Source organism: Vibrio paucivorans, from assembly GCF_054053395.1.
In genome coordinates this window covers 1,422,773-1,447,618 of record NZ_CM133231.1, presented here as the reverse complement: position 1 = coordinate 1,447,618, position 24,846 = coordinate 1,422,773, and the positions used below count along the sequence as shown (strand labels likewise).

The 24,846-nt window shown below is 44.4% G+C and carries 21 protein-coding genes; 10 read left to right on the top strand and 11 right to left on the bottom strand.

What is annotated here, in order from left to right; all coding sequences use genetic code 11:
• Window position 1 precedes the first annotated feature (1 nt).
• Window positions 2-1,183: an MFS transporter gene (locus ACXABW_RS21945; protein WP_252033041.1), complete on the bottom strand. Its 1,182-nt coding sequence runs from the start codon at window positions 1,181-1,183 to the stop codon at window positions 2-4.
• A gap of 115 nt (window positions 1,184-1,298) precedes the next feature.
• On the opposite strand from ACXABW_RS21945, the gene ACXABW_RS21940 reads away from it, so the two are divergent.
• Window positions 1,299-2,279 (top strand): endonuclease/exonuclease/phosphatase family protein, encoded by a 981-nt coding sequence (locus ACXABW_RS21940; protein ID WP_457525541.1) that lies wholly within the window; start codon window positions 1,299-1,301, stop codon window positions 2,277-2,279.
• 33 nt (window positions 2,280-2,312) lie between these two features.
• Here ACXABW_RS21940 and ACXABW_RS21935 read toward each other — a convergent pair whose 3' ends face one another.
• Window positions 2,313-3,314, bottom strand: a complete 1,002-nt coding sequence (locus ACXABW_RS21935; RefSeq protein ID WP_457527174.1) for a phosphotransferase — start codon at window positions 3,312-3,314, stop codon at window positions 2,313-2,315.
• 245 nt (window positions 3,315-3,559) lie between these two features.
• Here ACXABW_RS21935 and ACXABW_RS21930 point away from each other — a divergent pair, with 245 nt between their 5' ends.
• Window positions 3,560-4,282: a flagellar brake protein gene (locus ACXABW_RS21930; RefSeq protein WP_457525540.1), complete on the top strand. Its 723-nt coding sequence runs from the start codon at window positions 3,560-3,562 to the stop codon at window positions 4,280-4,282.
• Between the two features lie 55 nt (window positions 4,283-4,337).
• On the opposite strand, the gene gltS is transcribed toward ACXABW_RS21930, so the two are convergent.
• Window positions 4,338-5,564 (bottom strand): sodium/glutamate symporter, encoded by a 1,227-nt coding sequence (gltS, locus tag ACXABW_RS21925; RefSeq protein ID WP_252033034.1) that lies wholly within the window; start codon window positions 5,562-5,564, stop codon window positions 4,338-4,340.
• An 868-nt stretch (window positions 5,565-6,432) separates the two neighbouring features.
• Between gltS and ACXABW_RS21920 the strand changes: the two genes are divergently transcribed.
• The 6 genes from ACXABW_RS21920 to sstT all read left to right on the top strand — a co-directional run bounded on the left by ACXABW_RS21920 (window position 6,433) and on the right by sstT (window position 11,783).
• The gene (locus tag ACXABW_RS21920) at window positions 6,433-7,353 is read left to right on the top strand and encodes a DUF368 domain-containing protein (protein ID WP_457525539.1); all 921 of its coding nucleotides are present in this window, start codon (window positions 6,433-6,435) and stop codon (window positions 7,351-7,353) included.
• Window positions 7,354-7,492: 139 nt separating this feature from the next.
• Window positions 7,493-7,921 carry a hypothetical protein gene (locus ACXABW_RS21915; protein WP_457525538.1) on the top strand — a complete coding sequence of 143 codons (429 nt, stop codon included), beginning with the start codon at window positions 7,493-7,495 and terminating at the stop codon, window positions 7,919-7,921.
• Window positions 7,918-8,532: an SCO family protein gene (locus ACXABW_RS21910; protein ID WP_252033028.1), complete on the top strand. Its 615-nt coding sequence runs from the start codon at window positions 7,918-7,920 to the stop codon at window positions 8,530-8,532. The genes ACXABW_RS21915 and ACXABW_RS21910 overlap by 4 nt, the downstream gene beginning before the upstream one ends.
• A 1-nt stretch (window position 8,533) precedes the next feature.
• Window positions 8,534-8,983 (top strand): copper chaperone PCu(A)C, encoded by a 450-nt coding sequence (locus ACXABW_RS21905; RefSeq protein ID WP_265687399.1) that lies wholly within the window; start codon window positions 8,534-8,536, stop codon window positions 8,981-8,983.
• Window positions 8,984-9,237: 254 nt separating this feature from the next.
• Complete coding sequence (rsgA, locus tag ACXABW_RS21900) at window positions 9,238-10,293, top strand: ribosome small subunit-dependent GTPase A (protein WP_457525537.1); 1,056 nt, start codon at window positions 9,238-9,240, stop codon at window positions 10,291-10,293.
• 269 nt (window positions 10,294-10,562) lie between these two features.
• Window positions 10,563-11,783 (top strand): serine/threonine transporter SstT, encoded by a 1,221-nt coding sequence (sstT, locus tag ACXABW_RS21895; RefSeq protein ID WP_252033023.1) that lies wholly within the window; start codon window positions 10,563-10,565, stop codon window positions 11,781-11,783.
• A 48-nt stretch (window positions 11,784-11,831) separates the two neighbouring features.
• Here the strand turns inward: sstT and ACXABW_RS21890 are convergent, their stop codons facing one another.
• The 3 genes from ACXABW_RS21890 to ACXABW_RS21880 all read right to left on the bottom strand — a co-directional run bounded on the left by ACXABW_RS21890 (window position 11,832) and on the right by ACXABW_RS21880 (window position 14,426).
• Window positions 11,832-12,974 (bottom strand): tetratricopeptide repeat protein, encoded by a 1,143-nt coding sequence (locus ACXABW_RS21890; protein WP_457525536.1) that lies wholly within the window; start codon window positions 12,972-12,974, stop codon window positions 11,832-11,834.
• 199 nt (window positions 12,975-13,173) lie between these two features.
• Window positions 13,174-13,575, bottom strand: a complete 402-nt coding sequence (locus tag ACXABW_RS21885) for a bactofilin family protein (protein WP_252033019.1) — start codon at window positions 13,573-13,575, stop codon at window positions 13,174-13,176.
• On the bottom strand, window positions 13,479-14,426 hold the full coding sequence (locus tag ACXABW_RS21880; RefSeq protein ID WP_252033016.1) for a peptidoglycan DD-metalloendopeptidase family protein: 948 nt from the start codon (window positions 14,424-14,426) through the stop codon (window positions 13,479-13,481). Before ACXABW_RS21880 ends, ACXABW_RS21885 begins: the two co-directional genes overlap by 97 nt.
• Before the next feature lie 233 nt (window positions 14,427-14,659).
• Between ACXABW_RS21880 and ACXABW_RS21875 the strand changes: the two genes are divergently transcribed.
• Window positions 14,660-15,364 carry a DUF445 domain-containing protein gene (locus ACXABW_RS21875; protein ID WP_457525535.1) on the top strand — a complete coding sequence of 235 codons (705 nt, stop codon included), beginning with the start codon at window positions 14,660-14,662 and terminating at the stop codon, window positions 15,362-15,364.
• 70 nt (window positions 15,365-15,434) lie between these two features.
• Here the strand turns inward: ACXABW_RS21875 and ACXABW_RS21870 are convergent, their stop codons facing one another.
• The 5 genes from ACXABW_RS21870 to ACXABW_RS21850 all read right to left on the bottom strand — a co-directional run bounded on the left by ACXABW_RS21870 (window position 15,435) and on the right by ACXABW_RS21850 (window position 23,294).
• On the bottom strand, window positions 15,435-15,911 hold the full coding sequence (locus ACXABW_RS21870) for an Lrp/AsnC family transcriptional regulator (RefSeq protein ID WP_457525534.1): 477 nt from the start codon (window positions 15,909-15,911) through the stop codon (window positions 15,435-15,437).
• Window positions 15,912-16,470: 559 nt separating this feature from the next.
• Window positions 16,471-17,961 (bottom strand): sodium/proline symporter PutP, encoded by a 1,491-nt coding sequence (gene putP, locus ACXABW_RS21865; protein WP_457525533.1) that lies wholly within the window; start codon window positions 17,959-17,961, stop codon window positions 16,471-16,473.
• A 69-nt stretch (window positions 17,962-18,030) separates the two neighbouring features.
• On the bottom strand, window positions 18,031-18,729 hold the full coding sequence (locus ACXABW_RS21860) for a 1-pyrroline-5-carboxylate dehydrogenase (protein ID WP_265689160.1): 699 nt from the start codon (window positions 18,727-18,729) through the stop codon (window positions 18,031-18,033).
• Between the two features lie 19 nt (window positions 18,730-18,748).
• Window positions 18,749-21,877 (bottom strand): bifunctional proline dehydrogenase/L-glutamate gamma-semialdehyde dehydrogenase PutA, encoded by a 3,129-nt coding sequence (gene putA, locus ACXABW_RS21855; protein WP_457525532.1) that lies wholly within the window; start codon window positions 21,875-21,877, stop codon window positions 18,749-18,751.
• 577 nt (window positions 21,878-22,454) lie between these two features.
• On the bottom strand, window positions 22,455-23,294 hold the full coding sequence (locus ACXABW_RS21850; RefSeq protein ID WP_457525531.1) for a helix-turn-helix domain-containing protein: 840 nt from the start codon (window positions 23,292-23,294) through the stop codon (window positions 22,455-22,457).
• A gap of 433 nt (window positions 23,295-23,727) precedes the next feature.
• Between ACXABW_RS21850 and ACXABW_RS21845 the strand changes: the two genes are divergently transcribed.
• Complete coding sequence (locus ACXABW_RS21845; RefSeq protein ID WP_457525530.1) at window positions 23,728-24,831, top strand: PEGA domain-containing protein; 1,104 nt, start codon at window positions 23,728-23,730, stop codon at window positions 24,829-24,831.
• The last annotated feature ends 15 nt before the right edge of the window (window positions 24,832-24,846 follow it).

Below are 24,846 nucleotides of genomic sequence, written 5' to 3'. Positions count from 1 at the left end.
GTTAGTTCCAGCGAAGAATTCTCACTTCGTTGCCTTCCTGTGGTTTATGCGGGATATTGAACGACAACAATAACGACACCGCTGCCATTGCTGCGCCAATATAGAAAACCAATGCAGGCGAAGTAAGCCAAATAACGCCAAAGATCACCGGAATGACTACTGCGGCGATATGGTTAATCGTAAACGCAACACCAGCTGTCGAGGCCATATCAGCTGGGTCGGCAATTTTCTGGAAGTACGTTTTGATCGCTAATGCTAATGCGAAGAAAAGATGATCAATGATGTAAAGCGCTGCGGCCCATTCTGCTGTTTGCACAAACGCATAACCTACGAAAACGAAGATTAGCCCAACGTATTCGAATATGAGAGCTTTGCGCTCACCTACCACACCAATGAATTTACCTATGCGCTTAGCAAATAAGAAGTTAAACAGGTAGTTAACCAAGAACAACAGTGTAATATCTGCTGCTGAATAACCGAACTTTTCAACCATCAAAAAGCCAGCAAAAACGGTAAAGATCTGTCTTCTTGCACCACTCATAAACGTCAATGCGTAATAGAGCCAATAGCGCTTTCTTAAGAACAGTTTCTTGTTTTGCTGCGTTTCAGTTTTAAACTCTGGAAATGCAAAAGCAATCCATAACACCAGCACAAACCCTATACCACCAGTGATTGAGTAAACCCAAACGTAGTCTAGCTTAATTTGCTCCAGCATCACCCACAGTGCGCCATAGGTAAGCAGCGAAGCCAATGCGCCTACCGATATCAACTTGCCCAGCATTTCTGGCGCTTCTTCTTTACTTAGCCATTGCAATGAAAGCGACTGCTTCAATGTTTCGAAGTAGTGAAAACCGGTCGACATTAATAACGTGGTAAGCAGTAAACCAAACAAGCTAGGGAAAAAGCCTGTGATTGCGGTACCAAGTGTCAACATCGCCAGTGCAATTAACATGAATCGCTGTTCACGAATGAACAGCAAAACAAACACCGCAGTGAATGCTAAGAAGCCAGGAATCTCACGCACACTTTGAAGCAATCCAATATCCGCGCCATCAAAGTTCGCCTTTTCAATCACGAAATTATTCAGCAATGCCATCCAACTAGAAAACGCAATGGGCACTATGATGGAGATGATAAGTAAAAAGTTCTGAGGTGTTTTCCAGCTGGCTGATTGGGCAGACATCCGATATTCCTTGTTGCGGTATTCCCTAGGCTAAATAAGTTCGGCGAAATCGAACTGTGATTTAACACCAAATTGATCGTATTCTTAGTGTAAGACAAATACTAAGGACGATTGAGTGCTTTCTAAACTCGACTCTATCACGATATCTACGTTTAATCTGTTCAATTATTTGGCCCCGCCAAATGCATTCTATGACTTTGCCAACATCTATACCGTGCAAGAGTGGCAACAAAAAAAAGACTGGATAAGCAATGCCATTACTCGGCTCAACTCTGACGTCATCGCCTTTCAAGAAGTCTTCAGTGTTGATGAGTTACGGCAGCAAATGTTTGAGCTGGGTTATCCTTACTTTGTTACTGTAGATACACCCCACGCGGAAGAATACATCTATTCTCACCCAGTACTGGCCATTGCCTCTCGCTTTCCCATTATAGAATGCTCAGCAGTCGGGTCTTACTACCCAACTCCAGATACCGTATTCGAATACAATCGTAAGCCTATTCACGCGGTTATCGAACTACCATTGATTGGGCTATGTGACGTTTACGTTGTTCACTTTAAGTCGCAGCGACCTGCCGATACGGATGACGCACCAAAACCTCTAACCGAACTTTGGCATCAGGAAAACATCGGACGTTGGAAATCAACGATGCAAAGGGGGCTGGAAGCGCATCTACTGCACCAATCTATTGTCGATACTAAAAAGCGACATGACCGACCATGTATTATGCTGGGCGACTTTAATAAGCCAATTACCGCCGAAGAGTTCGCAGGTTTAATGTCACAGCAGATATTCCGACAAGAGGATTCTCACCTGCTGCTTTCACCCTTTCATCTCTATGATGCTTGGGATCTTTATTCTGCAGACCATGCTGTCAGCCGACCATATACTCATTGCATGGGAGCGAAAGGTTCCGTATTGGATTACATCTTACTCTCAGCAGAGTTTGCACCCGCCGCGTTTAATCCCAAAGCTAAAGTGAGTGATTATTTTGTGTTGGACTCCCACCTTGTCAATCCTATCTTTGAGCAGGATAAACAGTGCAGCGACCATGCAGTGGTTAGTGTGCAGCTAACAGCCTTGGGAAATGCATAGATAGCCCCAAATCAAATGAAAAGAGAGGTCAGGTCACCTCTCTTTTTTGATCTGCTCTAACGCTCGCTCTTTGAGGGATTCCGTATACGGATTAATCTTCCAGTGCTCGGGACTCCAACCTTTTACGAAACGCTGAAAGTCGGCCCACGCAACGCAAAATAATGGTCGCCACGATGCAATGACAAGCTCACTATCTAGGTGTGGCTGATGCTTTGCCAACGCATCATTAAGATAGGAAAAGTAAATGTCGAGCAACTCTGATTCACGCTCAAAACACTTTTCATAAGGCACAGCACTACTGATAAACAATGCCACATCTTTCATGGCACAGCCTCTGCCCACATATTGAAAATCCACAGCAGCTGCTTTTACTTGCTCATCGTCACTAGTTTGATCGCTTTCACCTTTTCTCGCGTCGCTAAAACAAAAGTTCGCCAGCTTTGCGTCCCCATGAACCAGCGTTTGATACGGCGCTCGATTGAGCAAGTCATCAATCTGCTCAGCCGCTTGTTTTAGCGGTAAATCATGCAGCTTTGCTAACTCATCAGGTCGGGTCTGCAAATGCCAGTAAGTTCCAGACTCCCACAACCCTTCTCCACGGTGAGAGATATGCTGTGCATGAAAATGCGCTAACCATTTAAGGCAAGGTCTTATATAAACCGGATCTACATGTTCTGGATCGGCGTTGCCCAGTGTATTAGGAAAACCAAGTTGCTTAAGATCTTCCATCACAAGCGTTAGCTCACCTTCAATTTCGCCTACAAAAATAGGCTTAGGGACTACGCAGTCTGAGCTGCACGCTGCGGCAAAGTCGCGATACCAATTCGCTTCAACTTGATAAGAGCGTAGCTTGCGATTATGTGAACGTGCAGTGTTCCACCCTCTAGGATGGTCGTTTTTTTCAGGCAAGCGAATATGTTTCACAATCAGTGAGCTCTCGCCATTGGATACACGAACCAACTCACCATAGCCGCCCCAAAGTGACTGAATAACTTCACTCTGCTCAATGTTGTGCCACCCTAGTTGAACCAACAACGCAACACTACCTTTATCCACTACACTCTCCTATCCACCACATTCGTCGCTACACTCCAAAACTGCATTTTTGGTCAAAACCACCATAAGCCTGAATCAACATCACGCTATTTCAGTTATCTTTTGTTAATTTTTGATAGATAACTCAAATAAATCAGCTCCCATCAATTTGAATAATTTTTGGGTCAAACTTAAAATCCTAGTTCTAACAAATATAATAATCGCAAGCACATAGGACGGCTTAAATGAACACCCAAACAGTGGTTGCAAAAGAATCAAAGGGTCAACAAACAGTTTCAACCATCAACAGTACCGACGCTCTCAACATGGTTGAACATAGCAGCGAACTCTCCATTATCGTCACTACCCCTGTCGGCACCAAATTCCAATGCAAAACCGCTTTCATTGGTACCCACGGGAAAAACCTTATCCTGATTGAAGTGCCCAAAATATCAGATGACGATCTAAATTTCTTCTTCCAAGAAGGATTCTGGTTGAACGTGAAAGCCATTTCACCACGCGGTGAAGGTGCAATGATCCACTTCCGCAGTCAATTGGTCCATTATATTCGCGAACCTATCGCTATGGTTGCGATATCAATACCCAATACAATGCAAGTAACACAGCTGCGTAAAGAACCTAGGTACGATGTGAACTTACCGGGCAAGGTCGTCGCTAATACTCATAAGGGAGACTGTGAAGTTCGAGATCTTTCAAAGGGAGGCTGTCGTTTCATCACTCCACCACTAAGCAGGCCTTTTCAAGTGGGCGACACCATTACCATAGATTTGGCGGCTGCGACCCGAGATAAAACACCACTGGCGCCATTAGTAGGAAAAATCTGTAACTTGCAACGTTCGCTGCACTACGCGCGCTATGGTTTAGAGTTTGATGAAAGAGGCAAAGAAAACGCGAAAGCTCTGTTGTCTCAACTGAAATTCAACGGCACAAAACTCATGCTCAAATAAAAAAGGCTCTGCAATGCAGAGCCTTTTTGATCAATCAGATATCTGTCACGAAGTACTAGCCAATAAAAGTAATGTAGCTTTGCAAGATGATCAGGTTAACGATATCAATGAAGAAAGCACCTACGATTGGAACTACCATGAACGCTTGAGGCGATGGACCAAACTTATTTACCAACGATCCCATGTTCATTACAGCGGTAGGCGTTGCGCCTAAGCCGAAACCACAGTGACCACCAGAAATGACGGCAGCGTCGTAGTTAGACCCCATCACCTTGAAAGTAACGAAGTACGCAAACAAGCCAAGTACCACAGATTGCACCGCTAGAATCACTAAGAATGGAATGGCTAGATCGAAGATATTCCATAATCTTAAGCTCATTAATGCCATTGCTAGGAACAAAGACAGGGATACTGTACCTAGAATATCCACCGTTTCGGTATCCACTTTGTGCACCTTGGTCACTTCCATCACGTTGGTGATGAACACACCAATAAATAGCGCGTAAACAAAATCTGGGATCATCAACCATTTGATTTCAAAGCTACTTACCCACGATTCTAGGTATTGAGCACCAGTCACACAGATAAGCAAAATAAATAGTACTTCAATCACTTTTTTTGCGGTGACTTTGTCTTCTTCATACTCATTGTAAGTAACAACTTCTGGGAATTTTTGGTGGGTTTGAGTGCCACGCCCATACTCAGATTCGAAGTTGTTCTTCTCAATCAGCTTTTGCGCAACCGGACTACCGATGATACCACCGATAATCAAACCGAAGGTGGCAGATGCCATCGCGATTTCGAGCGTGTTTGATAGACCATAGCTGTCGTTGAAGGTTTGAGCCCATGCAGCACCAGTGCCGTGACCACCAGAAAGCGTAATGGAACCTGCAATCAAGCCCATTAGAGGGTCTAACCCAAGCGCAGTAGCCAAAGACACACCCACTCCATTTTGAATGATGATATATACCGAAGCGACCGCAAGGAAGATAAAGACCTTCGCACCACCTTTCATTAACTGGGTGTAGTTAGCAGCTAACCCGACGGTACTAAAGAACATCAACATAAACGTGTTCTGTAGTGGCAACGAGAATTCTAAATTTACGCCATTGAAGTGCATGAACGTAATGATACAAGCTACTATCAGGCCGCCAACAATCGGCTCTGGGATATTAAATTTTTTAAGAATAGGCAGTCTAGCGTTTACGAAGTGACCAAGAAACAAAACGCCGATAGCGATTAAGAAAGATTCTAGCGGTCCAACCGAAATTAATTGATTCATATAACCTCTTTTATTGTCGCACTCATCTTCCTTAACGAGCTAGAGAACCATTAACGAAAAAGATAGTCTCTTTTTGTTAATTTTTCTCAGGAATTTAGGAATTTCCTATAGCTAAGATCCTTCTTATCGATGCCTCTTGGCATCATTGATTGACACTTTAACTGGTCAAAAAATAACCATAAATTTAGACGGAAGCGGCTATTATTAAAGATAAACTGCGCAATTGTCGAGTTTTACGGGCCAATTCACTCCATACGATCTGTAAATCGTCGTGCACTTCAAAATCTGAAAAATAAAGCGAAGATAAGTCAAACTCTGCAGTTGACCTACGCTGTTTGTAGGAATTTTGGGCAAAAAAAAACCAACCGTAGATTACGATTGGCTATGTATTTATATACATTGTGAACAAAATTATTCACTAACAACGTCAGTTGGCTAGGTGACCCTCGGCTTAAGAAGGGTCAATTTGTATATAGCAGGATGCGTGCCAACTTTAAAACCATAATTTTTGCGGTAGATTCAACAGAAATAGACCAAATCCACATTGAGATTTGCATATTGCAAATGCACTATGCAAATAAATGCAAAATACCACTCAACTAGTTTCTTATTATTCGTTTTATTATTAGCCTGATTGATAGTTTTGCCATCACAGCACGTGGAGACAGCGTTGATCTGTTGATACGTTACATTGGCTAACAGTTTTTCTCGAATGTGGTGTAGTTAGTAACTTACCAGCTCAATCAACACACCCTAACAATTTCCAAACAGGAATGAGTTAAGATTGTGTGAGTACGAGAAGTTTTCATACTTTTTCGACAAGAGACTTTGTATACTTCGACTCAATCAAAGTTACCTTAACAATCCAATGAATTATTTTAGTACGTTTCTCAAAGGCATGGCGATGGGTGCTGCGGATGTGGTCCCAGGCGTCTCAGGTGGAACCATCGCTTTTATTACCGGGATCTACGATACGCTGCTTGAAAGCATTCGTCGTATTAACCCAAGTGTTCTGGGCATATGGAAAAGAGAAGGCTTTAAGGCGGCATTTAACCATATTAATGGCTTTTTCCTAATAGCTCTATTCGGTGGCGTACTGACCAGTATCGCAACTTTGGCGAAGCTAATCTCTTGGCTACTCACTGAACACCCTATACCTATTTGGTCGTTTTTCTTTGGTCTAATTTTGGTCTCGGTATTTCACATGCTCAAGCAAATTGAGCAGCGCTCACTATCACGTTTAGTATTTTTGCTGCTCGGTATCGCTTTCGCCTACAGCATCACCGTGTTGAAACCATTGGAGCTCGAATTTACTAGTATCAATGTGCTAATAGCAGGTGCTATCGCAATCTGTGCCATGATCCTTCCGGGTATCTCCGGCAGCTTCATACTTCTGCTTATTGGTATGTACACACCTGTACTTGGCGCAGTGAAATCCTTTCAGATGGATATTTTGCTGCTCTTCTTACTGGGCTGTATCGGTGGTTTGCTAAGCTTTTCTCATTTGTTATCTTGGCTTTTGAAACGCTACCGCGACGTAACGCTCATTTTCCTTACCGGTTTGATGATTGGCACATTGCCGAAGATTTGGCCTTGGAAAGAAACGTTATCTTGGCGTACAAACTCTAGTGGTGAGCAAGTTCCTCTACTTCAGCAGAACCTGACACCTTTTCAATTTGAAGCGCTGACATCCCAACCTGCCCAGCTTGGTATCGCGACCTTGTTAATGCTGTGTGCAATCGCTCTGGTATTAGGTTTAGAAAAGTACGCAGAGGGGCGGAATCTGTAACACCTATTGACGAGATTAATACAACGGAGCCTTATGGCTCCGTTTTTGATTGCTGCCACAATTTTATCTTTACCCTCAAACACCTACCCAACCCTGTGCTAACATCGCCGCAATACTCACTTACGAGCAAATCTCTACCATGCACCTAGCCTTAAAAGCCTCTGCTGTTTGTGCTGCATTAGCCGTTGGTTTCTTTGCGTCTGATATTCTCAGCGTTTTCAATCAGCAGTCTGGCTCAAAACCTATCGACGACTACTGTGTTTTATCGACTGAAGGTTGTACTCAACAGAATGTCACCATGTCTCTTGATTCTGATGTCGCAAAGCCATTAGTCCCTATACAAGTCACTATCGAATGGCCGAATGCCCAGTCAGACGTATTGTCGTTGGATATGCAAGGGCATGAGATGGACATGGGTACAGCAAAGTATCGACTAACCCGTACTCAAGGCGATCAGTTCCAAGGTGAGATCATTTTACCCGTGTGTACTCAGGAACAAATGACATGGTTAGGTACTCTATCTGATGGCAACCAAGATGTTTTCCCAGCAATAAGGATGGAACAATGAGCAAAAACTGGTCTCTTATTTTAGTCGTCGCATTTGCACTTGGTTTTGGTGTCAAAGCGTATCTTGACTCCCAGTCTTCGTCTCCACAATCCAACTCAGAGGCTTCGGCTGAGTCGTCAAACCCAATATTGTTTGGCAAAGATAACCAAGCTGTAGATATATTTGACAGCAAAGACGAGCGTATTCGAATTGTTTATTTTGGCTTCACGCGCTGCCCTGATGTATGCCCAACATCCCTAGCTATGTTAGCAGGTGCGCTAAACGCGGTAGACGACAACCAAAAGTCTCATTTCAGGCCAATGTTTATCTCTCTAGACCCAGAAAGAGATGAAGCGAATGCATCTTATCAATATGCTCAATACTTCCACCCGATGATTGAGGGGCTGTCCGCTCCATTAGATGTGACGACACCACTGGCACATCGCTATGGCGTTATCTTTCGTAAAACCGAGCTTGAGGACTCAGAGCTCAAGTACACACTCGATCACAGCTCCTATTTTTACTTCTTAAAACCAGATGGCACATTGATCACCAAAGTGCCACATACGCTTTCACCCGCTCCTATCGTGGAAGCAATGAACACCATTACAAGCTCAATTAAAGGAAACTAACATGAAGTTCAAAGCGCTTTTAATGGCAAGCCTTGTGCTTAGCCCACTCGCTCACGCCAAAACTGATATCATGTTGCATGACCCATATGCACGCGCTACCCCGCCAAATGCAGCGACTAGCGCAGTGTTTGTGGAAATAATGAATCATACAGACGAAGCGAAGACCATTGTCTCAGCGTCCACTGATGCTGCTGGAAAAGTAGAACTTCATGATGTCATCAAAGATGGCGATGTTATGCAAATGCGCCAAGTTGATGGTATTGAGCTACCAGCAAACGGTACCGTAGAGTTAAAGCCTGGCAGCCTACATATCATGTTATTCGACCTGAAGAAACCACTGGTTGAAGGTGAGAAAATCGATATGCAAATCACGTTTAAAAACGGTGATGAAGTGACGTTTTCAGCACCCATCAAAAAAGTCATGAGTGGTATGCAGAAGCATCACCACTAATTGGCGAAGAAACAGGTGGCATTTTGCCACCTGTTTGCTAAGATCCGTACGTTTATCACACAAACCTTTGGAGGTACTGATGATTGTATTACACACCCACCCGGCAAACTTGGCGAAGACCGCTTAACTAAAACGCCTCTTCCCTCCTTTTGCCCGGTGCTCAATTTTACCGGGGTCCGCTACACATTTGTCCTGACCCTAGCTCTCTATTAATGACATAGACAGAGCCGACTCTGTATGTCTGGGGAAACAAGATGAATACACAAACACATTCAACCATTTCACTACATAACCTTGGTTGGAACATACATTTTCAGCAACAACTAACATTAGAAGAACTTGAGCAGTTTCAACCTGCTCGAATCATTGCTCACCATCGTAATGGCTATACACTCTTGTCTGAGCAAGGTGAAAGCACATTAGCAATGCATCATAACCTGCCCTCGATGACGGTAGGTGACTGGCTATTGGTAGATAACGACCAACAGTATGTCAGATTGCTCGACAGGCACTCTCTATTTAGCCGTAAAGCTGCTGGTAGCAAAGTGGCTGAACAATTGATCACCGCCAATATTGATACGGCGTTCATTGTCTGCTCACTCAACGACGACTTTAACTTAAGCCGAATTGAACGCTATTTGGCATTAGTGAACCAAGCTGGCGTTGAACCGGTCATCGTGCTGTCAAAGCAAGACTTATGTGCCAATGCTCAAGATAAAAGGCAGCAGGTTCAAGCGCTTGATCCAATGCTAATGATTGAAAGTGTCAACGGGTTAGATAGCGACAGCTGCCAAGGCATACTAAGCTGGTGTGGTAAGGGGAAAACCGTCGCTTTCATTGGCTCATCTGGCGTGGGTAAATCAACGTTAGTGAACACGCTCATGGGCGTTCAGGCTCAAGTCACGGGTTCGATTCGTGAAGATGACAGTAAAGGAAGACATACTACCACGTCTCGTTCGTTACACTTTATGCCTGCGGGAGCGATCTTAATTGATACACCCGGAATGAGAGAACTTCAGCTAGCCGATTGCGCTGACGGGGTCGCTGAAACCTTTTCAGACATCGAATCTTTAGCTGAGCAATGTCGATTCAGTGACTGCCAACACCAGCAGGAACCTGGCTGCGCGATTCAACTAGCCATTGAAAATGGCGACATTGAACAACGCAGGCTCACTAGTTACTTCAAGCTTCTCCGAGAGCAAGAACGTAATGGTGCCACACTGGCTCTGCAACGGTCCAAGTTCAAGCAACAAACCAAGATGTACCGTTCTGTACAATCACAAAGCCGACATAACAAAAAAGGCTATTAGTCGGTAAAGTCGCCTATCACGGCAAGAGTTTTCATCGTGATAGGCGACACCATTTGTGCTAATTCCTGAAAACTGAAGGCACTTCCAAGTCAATACATTTCAATAACATTAATCAATATATAATTTTACATTTCATTCTTATTGGCAATTTTTCATGTAAAAATTCAATTAATCCTAGACACATCCTCTGCAATGACTAGTATTGTCGTGATCAGTTCAATAACTGAAATCACTATAATTCTATAAAACTATTCATTGCAGGGATAACTATGCAACACAACAATGTATTTGCCCGATTTGCACGCGGAAACCTCGTTCTGCAGATCCTCGCCGGTATCGTTCTCGGCGTGGTACTTGCGACGATCTCTCCAGAGAGCGCACAAAGTGCAGGGTTACTTGGAAGCCTTTTTGTCGGGGCACTAAAAGCCGTCGCACCTATTCTAGTCTTTATTCTTGTCGCGGCATCTATCGCGAATCAGAAGAAAAACCAACACACGCACATGCGTCCAATTATTAGTTTATATTTAATTGGCACACTAGCCGCCGCGCTAACTGCTGTCGTGCTGAGCTTTCTATTCCCAACCACTTTGACTCTGGTTGCGGGCGCAGAAGGTACAACACCACCTCAAGGGATCGGTGAAGTTCTGCACACGTTACTATTTAAGCTGGTTGATAACCCAGTTAGCGCACTAATGAACGCTAATTACATTGGTATTCTGGCTTGGGCAATCGCACTGGGTTTAGCTCTTCACCACGCATCCGCAACGACCAAAGCAGTTTTTGAAGATCTGAGCCACGGCGTATCACAGATCGTACGATTTATTATTCGCCTTGCACCTTTCGGTATCTTTGGCCTAGTTTCAGCAACATTTGCGACTACTGGTTTCGAAGCATTAGCGGGATACGCTCAGCTTCTATTCGTTCTGTTGAGCGCTATGCTGTTCATCGCACTTGTTGTGAACCCAATTATTGTTTTCATCAAAACCGGTGAAAACCCGTACCCGCTGGTATTCCAATGTCTACGTGAAAGTGGTGTAACGGCTTTCTTCACTCGCTCAAGTGCAGCCAACATTCCTGTAAATATGGCTCTGTGTGAAAAGCTTAAGCTAGATGAAGATACTTACTCAGTCTCGATCCCACTTGGCGCAACGATCAACATGGCAGGTGCTGCGATTACCATTACAGTTCTTACCCTTGCAGCCGTGCACACGGTAGGTATCGAAGTGGATCTTCTTACCGCACTGTTACTGAGCGTTGTTGCGGCGGTATCAGCATGTGGCGCATCAGGCGTTGCAGGTGGCTCACTACTGCTTATCCCATTAGCGTGTGGTCTGTTCGGTATTCCAAATGAAGTTGCGATGCAGGTTGTTGCAGTTGGCTTCATTATTGGTGTGATTCAGGACTCAGCAGAAACTGCGCTGAACAGTTCTACCGACGTAGTATTCACTGCCGCAGTGTGTAAAGCAGAGCAAAAGAAAGCAAGCTACTAAGCTAAGCTTCCCCAAAAACAAAAAATCCCCAGCATGCTGGGGATTTTTTTATCCTTGAGGCTTATCCATCGTTGTCGATGAAAAGTCCATCCTCATTGAGTTCGGCGCTTTCTCGTTGTCTTTTCTGGCATCCTCATTACTGTCGGAATCCATAATAAAGTCATCAACTTGGGCTTCTTTTCGCTTCTTTGGCAACTCAATATTGCGCTTATACAGTTTGTTCAAAGCTCGAATGATGGAGTGCTTACTCACAGTACCGCTTGATATCTTTTTCAGTAACGGCTTAGCCAGAGACTGCAAACCAACAACTGAATCCACACCGATATCGCCACCTACCTTATCGCGCAAAGCTTTAGCTGGCTCGTAGCCAAAGTGAGCGGATAAAAACAGCCAGATATATGCAATAGCATTTCCACTTGGTTTTCTGTCTACCCAAGCTTCACCTGCATGGTACATCGCCTGTGCATGGCCTTTCTCAGCCGCGCACTCTAACCAATAGCAACCCTTATTGTGGCTTTTCTCAACACCAATACCTTTGAGATAATTCAAGCCAAGCTTCATCTTTCCTTCGGGGCTATTTAAGTCAGCTGCTTTTTTGTACCAAAATACCGAATCACCCGGTGTTGGGGATGGATTCTCGGGCGAAAAACACCAGTCGCCTAAGAACAAGATAGATGGGATATGGAGATCCGCCGCAGCTTGTTCCAGCACCTTCATCGCTTTCTCGTGGTTAACATCAGTACCTAGCCCTTTGAGCAGTGCCATCGCCAGCTCAAACTTAGACGCCGATTTTCCTTCATGAGCGGCAATGGATATTTGCCAGAATCGAGCTCGCTCTTTAAGCACCATGTCCTCTCTAGAACGCTCACTGATTCTAACTACGCCATACATACCATTGATACTGTCTAGTTGAGCTGCTTTCTCATACCAATACAGGGCTTCCTTGATGTTTTTTCGTTCGGCTTCTTTTGCTAAAAATAGAATGGTAGGAACGTGCCCTTCTTCCGCTTGGCGCAGACGTTCTTGATGTTCTTGCAGACGAGATTTTTCTAACGCTTTTCGGTAAGCAATTTCTGCCTCGCGCTTTTCCTGCTCTAATCTTTTCTTGCGAAGCGACAGTGACAACATCCACAGGAACACCAAAATCAGTGATAACCCCGTAGCCCCTATCGCTATACCTACTATACTCATGCGCTAAATTCTTATTGTAAGATGCTAACTTATCGGCCAAAGGCCACAAATATTGAGCTAAAATTCCGGTCAAAGATCGATAAACAACCCTATTTATAGTCTATCGAAGATTTGCCTAAAAGGTTATAAAAAAAGCCTTGCAACGTTGCAAGGCTCTATATCTAGATCATAGATTATGGATTTGCTATCGAAAGCTGGCTTACCCTTCCGCTTTCTTTTTCGCATCGCTAAGATCAACCACTTGCTGCTCTGGCTTTGAGTGAGTCACACCATTGAACTTGCCACCTGGCTCTATACTCAAGTTGTCACTGTAAATAGTGCCCGTCACACTACCACGATTCAAAATTTCAATCGCCGTTGCATGACAAGTGCCTTCAAACTGGCCATTAACAATCACTCGATCAGCAAAGATTTCACCACTTACAAACCCAGTTTCGCTAATCACAAGGGTTTTATCGACATGAACTTGACCTTCAACATTACCGTCGACTTGAATGTCACTCTCTAGCCTGAGTTGTCCGTTAATAGAACAGCCTTTTGCGATGAGAGTTGTAGCTGATTGCTGACTCTTAGCTCGACTTTGTTTACTAAAGATTCCCATCGAATACCTCTTACTTTACTGAAAATGGTTTCAAAATCATTTACGCCCCAATCAACAAAGGGCCTTGGGTCTAGTGGGCGACCAACAAAACGAATCTCGTAGTGAAGGTGCGGGCCGGATGACAACCCACTGTTACCAGAATAAGCAATCAAGTCGCCTTTCTGGACAAAATCTCCACTCTTCACTTTGAATTTCTGTAAGTGCGAGTAGGAGCTAGAAAATCCGTAACTGTGCTGCAAGCGTAAGAAGTTTCCTGAGCCTTTACTGCTTGGCCTTGTTACCTCTACCACCCCATCCGCAGGGGCGTAAACAGGCGTTCCCGTATTCACCGCAAAATCTTGTCCACGATGAAACTTTATCGCTCCGGTAACTGGGTGCTTGCGCTTACCGTATCCTGAAGAAGTTCGTGCGTTATGAACAGGAGGGCCGCTTGGTATTTGGGTTAACATCACCATTCTCACTGATGATGTAATTGCCGCAGTATCAAGACGTGACTCAAGCTCACCTTCGATTTCCTGCATCCCCAACACTTTTTCTAAGTCACCTAAACGATCTGAAACCAAATTCATCCGTTCTTCGCGGTCAATCAGATCACTTTCTAAGGTCACTTTCAGGGCTTGCAGAGACTCAACCTCTTCGGTCAAAGACATTGATTTTGTCTCAAGCTCTTGCTGCTTCAACTTGGCAAAATCTACTTCATCAAGTAGGTAATAGATCACGCCTGCCGTGGCGATAAGCCCGACAGCAAAGAAATAGCTAAAGCCTTTGAGAAAGTGGCGAAACCATTTGTTAAGGTGAAAATGTCGGGTGCCGTGTATAGACGACACCGAGACTACGACTCTTTCTTTCATAGATCCAAGTAACGAAATCAAAATTGCCGAGAGTCTAGCAAATAACTGAGCATGACAAAATGATCTACCGTATAGCTTCCCACTCAGTTCACATCCACCGAGTAGTATTTGTGATGTAGCCAGTTGCTAACATTCACCCACCAGTGGGTTCAAGAGCCCGAAACCAAGCAAACACTTTTCTATCTGAAGAGAATCTCTTAGAATTTGTGTAATTTTTTTCAGTTACGACCATCATGAATAAGAGTTTACTTACCAACACCGCCGCAATGCTGTTACTCGCAGTGGGCTATCACTTCGATAACCAAATCGCCTTTTACGCTGGCCTGTTTGCTTTCTCTGGCGCAATTACCAACTGGCTTGCCATTCATATGCTATTTGAGAAAGTACCCGGACTGTATGGCTCAGGGGTGATTCCAGCACGTTTTGAAGAATTCAAAGCTGCAATCAAAACCTTGATGATGGAGCAGTTCTTTACGTCAGAAAACATCGATCGCTTCCTCAATAAAGAGATGTCTGGTGGGAAATCACTTAACCTAGAACCCATTTTAGAAAAGGTAGACTTCAACCCAACTTTCGATTCGCTTGTCGATGTCATTGCCAACTCTTCATTTGGTGGAATGTTAGCGATGTTTGGCGGCACAGAAGCGCTTCAACCTCTAAAGCAGCCATTTGTTGAAAAGATGCAGCAATCTGTGGTGGAAATTAGCCAAAGCGACACCATCAAACAAGCCATTAAGGACCAGTTTGAGTCCCCTGCAATGATGGATGAAATTAAAGAGAACATCGAAAACATCATCGACCAACGCCTCAATGAACTCACTCCAAAGTTGGTGAAAGAAATGGTACAGAAGATGATTAAAGAGCATTTAGGCTGGTTAGTTGTATGGGGCGGTGTGTTCGGCGGTGCAATCGGTATTGTGTCGTCGTTTATTGCCTAATACCGACTTGAAAATCTCAAGCTAAAAAGGGAAGCACTTGCTTCCCTTTTTTAAATATATAAACAACAACCTACAACGTAGACAGTAGTTCTGGATTCAACCCGAAACTGGTTTTGTGTTCCTCAATGACCACTTCGCTGCGCGTTTGTATCACACCAGGTAATGTCCCCAACTTACTCGACATGAAGCTCTGATAAGCTTTCATGTCTTTCACTCGAACCTTAATCATGGTATCGAAGTCACCCGACAGTGAATAACATTCTTCAATTTCTGGCATTAGAGCCACCGCTTCTGCAAACTTTTCGAAAATAGAGAAACTGGTTTGGTCTAAACGAATGTGAATGAACACTTGAACATCTAAACCTAATTTTTCAGGATTAAGTTCAGCATGATAGCCCTTTATGTAGCCATCTTTTTCCAGCCGCTTCACTCGATCTGAGCAAGGAGAGGTGGTGAGGTTAACCATCTTAGCTAACTCGACCATTGAGAGCCGCCCTTTCAGGTGCAAGGTACGCAGGATCTCTCTATCAATTCTGTCTAAATCCATGTGAGCCACTTTATTATCTTATTTGGGAGAAATAATATCGTGAAAAATCAGAAAGCGGCAGCTCTCCGAATCAAATCAGTGACTAAGGTAGAATTGTATGGAAGGTAGACTAAATAACGCGGACGTTTGAAAAGTCAGTTTGTGTGAGTTCTGAACGGTGATTGCATACTCGACAGAAACCCTGCTTTTCCATTTTAACGTAATGCCCACCTTGGAACAGACTGCTAAGCAAACTCTGTAACACCGTTTTATCCTTTTCGGTCTGACACCTTTGCATCACGACTTTATGGTGGGTGTCTTTGCGACAGCAGCTGCAGTAGGCCTTAGGCATTTTGATTTCTCCCAAATAAAACGGTTGTGTTATTGATAATCGACACATTGTGCGAGCATTGGTTCCGATCGCTCAAACTTTAGTCGCAAAAGCGTGATGCACGTTCAATAAACAATCGGTTTCACTTCAAAAACTGTGCTACTACCACTTTAGTGTGAAGCTAAAACACAAAAAGGCCTGCATATCTGCAGGCCTTATTCTTAACAAAATTCACATCAATTAGCGTGATTACTCAAGCTCAGCTAATTGCTTTTCAAATTTAGCGTGTTGAGCTTTCACAGACTCTTCCGGCTCACCAGTCATGATGCTCACAACATAGATTGACAACGCAGATAGGATGATTCCCGGTACGATTTCATACACGTCGAACCAACCTCCCGATAGTTGCTTCCAAACTACGATGGTAACACCACCAACAATGATACCCGCAAGTGCACCGTTACGGTTCATACGAGACCAGTACAAGCTCATAACAACAGCTGGGCCAAATGCCGCGCCGAATCCAGCCCAAGCGTAAGATACTAAGCCAAGAACAGAGCTGTCTGGTGTCATAGCTAGAACAAGAGCAACAATCGAAATTGCCACTACCGCAAAACGACCAACGCGAACAATTTCATCAGAGCTTGCATCTTTCTTGAATACTTGTTTGTAGAAGTCTTCAGCAAGTGCAGACGACGAAACAAGAAGCTGTGAGTCAGCCGTACTCATGATCGCAGCAAGAATCGCTGCCAATAGAATACCGGCAATCACAGGGTGGAACATTGCATTTACCAGCAGCATGAAGACTTTTTCACCATCTTCAAGTACTTCACCACCAGACTGAGTAACGTAAACCAAACCCACTAGACCAACTAACATCGCACCGATCATAGAAAGTGCCGTCCACGTTACCGCGATACGACGAGCTGTACCTAAATCTTTGTTAGTACGTGTTGCTTTAAAACGCGCAAGGATATGTGGCTGACCAAAGTAACCTAGGCCCCAAGCAGCCAGCGAAATAATAGCAATCGCCGACAACGGCTCACCTTTCGCATCATTCCATAGCGTGAGCAGCTCAGGGTTGATAGCAGAAAGATCGCTGGTTAGCTGACCAAGGCCACCATTCATCGCCGCGATTGGCACAATCAACAGCGCTGCCGACATCAATAGACCTTGAACTAAGTCAGTCCAAGATACCGCTAGGAAGCCACCAAATAGCGTGTACGAAACCACACACACCGTGCCGATAATTACGGCAGTTGTGTAATCTAAGCCGAATACCGTTTCAAACAACTTACCACCTGCTACTAAGCCCGAGCTTGTGTAGAAAAGGAAGAATAGAAGAATGAAGAACGCAGCAATTGTCTGAATAAGCTTCGAGTTATCATTAAATCGACGTGATAAGAACTCTGGTAGAGTTAATGCGTCTGTTGTGATGCTGTAGGTACGTAGGCGTTTTGCACAGATCAACCAGTTCAACCATGTCCCTACTAATAAGCCACCAGCTAGCCAAAATGCTTCAATACCAGCAGCGTATGCATACCCTGGTAAACCAAGCAGTAACCAACCACTCATGTCAGATGCACCAGCAGAAAGCGCTGCAGGCCAAGGCCCTAACGAACGGCCACCTAAGAAGTAGTCGGTAGAGTTTTTCGTTCGTTGATATGCAATAACACCAATCGCGAGCATCATGATCAGATACGCGATAAATGTGGTTGTAATAGCAAAGCTATTTTCCATGTGATCGTCCTCTTTTAAAAGATCGCACTTTATGTCGTTGCCCCTTGTTAGGGGCAACAGAATAAAGCGTTAGTGGGCTTCGCTTCCAAGCTCTAGCAAGGTCGCATTACCACCCACCGCTGTTATATTTATTGTTCTTGTTCTTTCCGTGATAAAACGAAGAGACAAATGTGGATCGTGTGCGACAACTAAACACTCAAGATCCGTTTCAGATACTAGACTTACAATTGCGCCTTCACGCTTTGCTAGTGCACGGTTGATGCTTTGTTCAACCGATGGATTCCCAACATAGCCAACACTTCTTACATCCGACTCCAGCAGCTGATGGTATGCATCAAATGAAGCGAATTGGACTAGGTTGGTCGAAATTGAAGATTGCGTATACGCAGTCTCCAAAGCGTTAGTCAGCTCAGTATCATCACTACAAACAATGACGCTGTTACCAGCGATGAGTGCTGCAGTTAATTGAGCCACTAACGATAATTTTGCCTGCTCACTCGTATCGTCTTGAATCAGCAATGCCACCCCACGCCCCGCGGTATACAACTCGTTGGTTTCTCCGGTAGGGCCAACTAATTGATGCGGCTCAGCTAGCAAGGTTGATGCCTGCTGAACATGGTATGAGATAACTTGCGCCAACTTTGGCGATTCAGACTCTAGCTGAGATTTAAGTGAAAGTAGGCACTCACATTTGACATCAAAGTCTGTGAGATTCCAGTTTTCCCACGCCGCAAAGGCATCAGAAAAACGAGTTACTTGATGAACCATGGTTATTCTCCTATTGCGGCTACTGCGAAATTTGAACTTGAGTAAAGCGGAACAAGTAATGTGGACCACCCGCTTTCGGGCCTGTACCAGATAGGCCTTGACCACCAAATGGCTGAACACCTACGACGGCACCAACTTGATCACGGTTGATGTAGCAGTTACCTACTCGAGCGTGTTTTTCAATCCAGCGGTAAGTCGTTTCATTACGACTGTGAATGCCCATGGTCAAGCCAAAACCGGTTTGGTTAATTTGCTCAACAACATTGGTTAACTCGCTCGCTTTAAAACGGACGATATGCAGAATTGGTCCAAACTGTTCTTCTTTCAGACATGAAATGTCGTCAATCTCAAATGCCGCAGGCGCTACGAAGTCGCCATGAGTACACTCATCGTTAAGCTCTAGTTGAGCCACTTTCTTTTGAGACTGAGTCATAGATTCGATGTGAGCCAAAAGCTTTTGTTTAGCGTTGGTGTCAATCACCGGCCCAACATCCGTTTTATGTAGATACGGAGTGCCAACATTCAGCTCGTTCATCGCACCTTGAATAAGCGCAACAATGCGATCTGCGATGTCCTCTTGAACAAACAAAACACGAAGTGCTGAACAGCGTTGACCTGCAGACGCAAAAGCAGAACGAATCACATCACGCACCACTTGTTCTGGCAGTGCCGTACTATCAACAATCATAGCGTTTTGGCCACCTGTTTCCGCTATAAACGGAACTGGCGCTGCATCGCGAGACGCTAACGTCTGGTTAATGCGCTGAGCCGTCGCTGTCGATCCAGTAAAAGCAACACCTGCAATCGCTGGGTGAGACGTTAGTGCGCTGCCAATGTCAGCACCACGACCTGGAAGCAATTGGATGGTTCCAGCTGGGAAGCCCGCTTCTGCCATCAAATTCACAGCACGTGCGGCAATCAAGCTGGTTTGCTCTGCTGGTTTCGCAACAACAGTATTACCTGCAACCAACGCAGCCGTTACCTGGCCGAGGAAAATCGCTAATGGGAAATTCCATGGGCTGATACATACAAATACACCACGGCCTTGACGTGAAGTTCGGCGAGTAACACCATCAAACCCTTGCAGTTCGAGTTCACCTAAAGCATCAACTTGCTTTGCATAGTAGCGACAGAAATCAACCGCTTCACGTACTTCATCAATACTGTCGTGAATCGTTTTGCCCGCTTCCTGATGACACAGCGCGACTAGCTCTGGCAAATTCGCTTCTAGTAAGTCGGCTAACTTATCTAACGCAGCGCTACGGGTTGTTTTGTCGGTTTTAGACCAAGACTGAAATGCTTGCTCGGCACCTTCAATTGCAGCGGAAACATGATCAAGGTTAGCAAAAGCCACTCGACCCACTTCGATTCGTCGATCGTAAGGCGCTTGAACAGGCTCTGTCTCACACCCAGCCTTGATCATGCTTTCGAAATGAGATTCGCCATTGATCATTGGACCCGCATTCCAAACCGTGTTTAGGTGCGCATCAACTTGAGCTTCAAACGGCTTCGCTTCGCTTTCAATATCAACGTTAACACCCGCTGAGTTACGGCGTTCTGGAAATACTTGAGGTGGCAAAGGAATTTTAGCGTTGTTCAACGTATCGAACTTAAGCAGCATATCAACAGGGTGTTGAGTCAACGTTGCTACAGGGCAACGAGCATCCACCAATCGATGAACAAACGAGCTGTTAGCACCGTTCTCTAATAGACGGCGAACAAGGTATGGCAGCAAGTCTTTGTGGCTACCTACTGGCGCGTAAATACGCACAGACTGTTGATACGCTTCCATCGCATGGTTGTATAGTGAGTCACCCATGCCGTGTAAACGTTGGAATTCAAAATCTTTATGCTCAGCCATAACCGCAATTGCGGTGACTGTATGGGCATTGTGGCTAGCAAATTGTGGGAAAATGTTGCCACGCACATTGTCACTCAAAAGGAATCGAGCACACGCGAGGTATGCCACATCAGTTGCTTCCTTACGCGTGTAGACAGGGTAATTAGCGTAGCCCGACGTTTGAGACCATTTGATTTCACTGTCCCAATATGCGCCTTTAACAAGACGCAGCGGGATTAAATCACCCTGCTCTTTTGCTAAGCCGTTAATCCATAGCAGAACAGGTAGAGCACGCTTAGAGTATGCTTGAATTACTAGACCAAACTTACCCCAGCCTTTAACTAATTCGCTGCGATAAACTTTTTCAAACAGTTTTAGAGAAAGCTCTAGTCTGTCGGCTTCTTCTGCATCAATTGTGATAGCGACATCTAGTTCGACTGCACGGCGCAACAGTTGCTGCAGCGTGTCGTATAATTCGCTCATAACGCGCGCTTCATTGGCGACTTCATAGCGCGGGTGAAGAGCTGAGAGCTTGATCGATACTGAAGGTGCAGGGCTATTGGCATTGGCTTGCGCAGTATTTTCTCTACCTACCGCTTCAATTGCCATTAAGTAGTCTTTGAAGTACTTGTTAGCATCCGCCGTGGTCAGTGCCGCTTCACCTAACATATCGTATGAGTAAGTGAAGCCACGCTCGCGTAGTGGGCGACCATTTTTCTGAGCTTCAGCGATGCTGCGACCCAACACAAATTGGTGACCCATTACCTTCATGGCTTGGTGCATCGCTTGACGGATAACGGGTTCAGAAAGCTTGTTAACTAAGCGATTCATCGCTTGAGTTGGGCTCTTAGATTCTTTTTCAGATAAGCCAACTACTTTACCTGTGAGCATTAAGCCCCAAGTTGAAGCGTTAACAAATACAGAGTCTGAGTTCTTTAAGTGAGATTTCCAATCTGCAACACTGAGTTTGTCTTTTATCAGTGCATCAGCGGTTGCGGCATCAGGGATCCGCATAAGCGCTTCAGCTAGACACATCAACAAGATACCTTCTTGAGTATCTAGGCTGTACTCAAGCAGCAGAGCATCGATCATTTGAATCGACTTTTTATCAGCTCTAATAGCCTCAATAAGCTGAGTCGTTTTGGTTTCTATCGTTTGCTTCTCTGACTCAGAAGGCGTTGCTAACGGTAAAAGCTGATTTAGCCATTGGGATTCGTCCACCATATAAAGTGGCGAGATCAGCGACCACAATTTGTCGAGCGGCTGCCCTACAAATTCTGCTTTCAACACATCAGTGGCTGTAAACATGGTTTTTCCTCAATCTCACACTCGAATAAAGTTCGAGTTTCCTACAATGGCTGCAGTGTATTTTGAGCTTGAGTTGAATACTTGTCAAAAACTCCGAGTTTTTTGCTAAAAACTCTGGCTATTAACAAAATAAATACAGAATCACACCAATATGGGCAATATATTATGTTGTAAATGTTAGCTTCATTAACATCTAATATTCATCATTTATATACACAGTAGCTTCCTCACTCTCAAATGGTGAATATGAGTGAAGCCTATATACCCAAGTAACCTCAAGATGCGTGGTTCAGCGAGAATTGCCTAGTTTGCAAACGCGGCAACGATTCGACAATCTAGTGGTTTTAAATTGAGAATCGTAAACAACGTGTGCGAGCTAGGCAAACTCGCCCTTTGGGAGCGTATCACTGGCTCAATTTCTACGTTAAATGCCTTGGGAAGAACCCGTTATTCCGCTGCGCCATTTGCCTTGAACTTGAACCAGTGATAACGCTCTGAATCCTTCATCTTGAAGTCACTTGGGTATAAGACAAGGTCATAGTAAAAAAGATAGGGAATATAGGTAATAGCCAGTCAGCTAGCGCTTTGTCGGTGTTTGACAGTGCAGTTTTTTGTATTGGGAAGGAGAAACGCCCTGTAGACGTGTAAAGGAATGGGTAAACGTACTTTGACCAGAAAAACCTGCAAGTTCAGCCACTTGGCCTAAAGATAAGTGGCCTTGCTCAATTAAAACTTTGGCCATATCAATACGCTTACCGAGCACGTACTGATGAGGTGTTATCTTCATCTGCTCTTTGAACAGCATATGGAACTGGCTTTCACCGAGGAAAACACTCCCCGCTAACTGAGCAACCGTAATCTTGCGTCCTAGGTGCTGCTCGATATATCGGTCGATCGCTTCCAGATCAAATCGTGAGTCCTTTTTAGCGGTTTCAAAAGCCGAAATATGACGTTGTAATAAGGCAACCACTGTATCATTACAAGCACGGCTAAGTAACAAGTCGTTCGGATTTGCTTGCATTTCACTGACCAACATCTGGATGAGTTTTTGAATTTGGTTATCCAGCTGAAAATAAGTATCAGAACGAGATAAATCGTTGATGCGTTGCAACATTAGTGGGTCGTCACCGCTTGGCAAAGGCATATTCAGAACCAAGATATCCGATTGGCTCATTAAACTACCAAACGCATGGTCTGAACCAGAAGTCACCACGCAACCTTGGCCTGGGCCGACCAAATTGCCCATACCACCGACTTCAAACTCCGCCTGGCCTTTTAGCCCAATCACTACTTGCGTGTATTGGTGATCATGGCAATCCATATGCGAAGGCAAAGTGACAATTTCGGCCGGGGCAGGCGACAAAACTTTGGCTTTTTCGCAATTTTCAGCAATGGATAACGGCGCTTTTGGTTTCATTGAGTCAATTCAGTGGAGTGATTCCATCTAATGGTATAACAAAATTATCAGCAACGACACTGCCTTTAATAGCGCTCTATTGATACAAAACTACGCTCATAGTCGCTCGAATTTCGAGATGAAATTTTGTACAGGTCACACTCTGGAACAATGATCAAGTGCACATTAATTACGGTTAATGTCTGTTCAATCTAGAGAGATGCTGGCTCAATCAAATTCTAGGCTTGCATATTTTATTATTACGACCAAAATGGAACGTGCACATAAAGTAAATAGGATAACTCCGCCGTCTATCGGATTGTTATTGAAATGTTTTTTGTGCCAACAGGAATAGAAATTGCATTATGAGACAGCTTATTAATAAAGCCGTCAAAAGTTTGTCTTTTCCACATCTTGAAATGTGGAACACTACGTTAATTTGTTGCAGGGACCTATGATAACACGTCGCATCCCAGCGCTATTGCTCGCGCTAAGCCCTTTTTGGGTATCTGCATCGGTATATGCGGAAGAAGCTAACCAGGTAGACCCGGTTACCGCCATCGATGAAAAGCTAAGTACAAAACAGGCCGAACTGGACTCTATTTCTTCAGATTTTGATGCCGAAAGCAGTAAGCTTCAACAACTCAAGAATGAGAACGCTCGTATTACAAGAGATGGGCAAGACCTCAATGCTAAACGCAACCGTGCTAAATCCGCTTTAGATAAACAGTATGCACGCCTGCTAGACGACCCAGATACCGATTTGGTTTCATTTCAAAAGAAATACCAAGAGTCATGGGCAGCTGTTAAAGACAATCAAGCTCAAAAGCTAGAAAACGAGCAAGCCATTACTGAAAATGAAATGCGCTTATCTCAAATCAAGCAAAAACAAGCGCGTCTGAATACAGAATACTCAAACCTAGAAGAGCGCCGCGTTGAAGCACGAGTAAAACGCTTGGAATCAGAACTGCGCGAAAGCAATGTTCTAGAAACAAGCTACAAAACAACGTGTTCGACTACTATGACCCTAGGTGAATGTGCAAGCCAAGGTGCTCACCTTACCAAGCAGAAAGCTGTGAAAACGTTCCGCTCTAACTTACTAGATAGCTTAACTGAATCAGTAGTCGCTAAGCGTAACTTAAAAGGTGTTGAGCTGAATATTCATATCCAAGATAGCCAAATGATTCGCAGCGGCTTCGAGGGCAACAGTGAGTACTTCACTCAAATGCAAGCTCAGCTTCAGGCTAAACCAGAAGCCATTGCGGCATGTAAGCTGTTAAACGTGTCTTCTCGCTACTGTCTTAAAGCAGAATCAGCTTCTTCATCGAAAAAGAATGATAAGAAGTGGGCTAACGTGACGGTACGTTCAGATCAATACAACGATTCTGTTACCATCAATGGCATTACTTACGGTGCAACTCCTGTAGAAGTGGTTCTGCCAAATGGCCGCCATCAAGTTACGGTATCGAAATCGGGCTTCGAAACATATAATCGAGTTATTACTGTAAATGGTAACGACACTGTTTGGGTCAAACTAAGACCAAACAAAGACAGCTAGTTCAGATTAGAATCT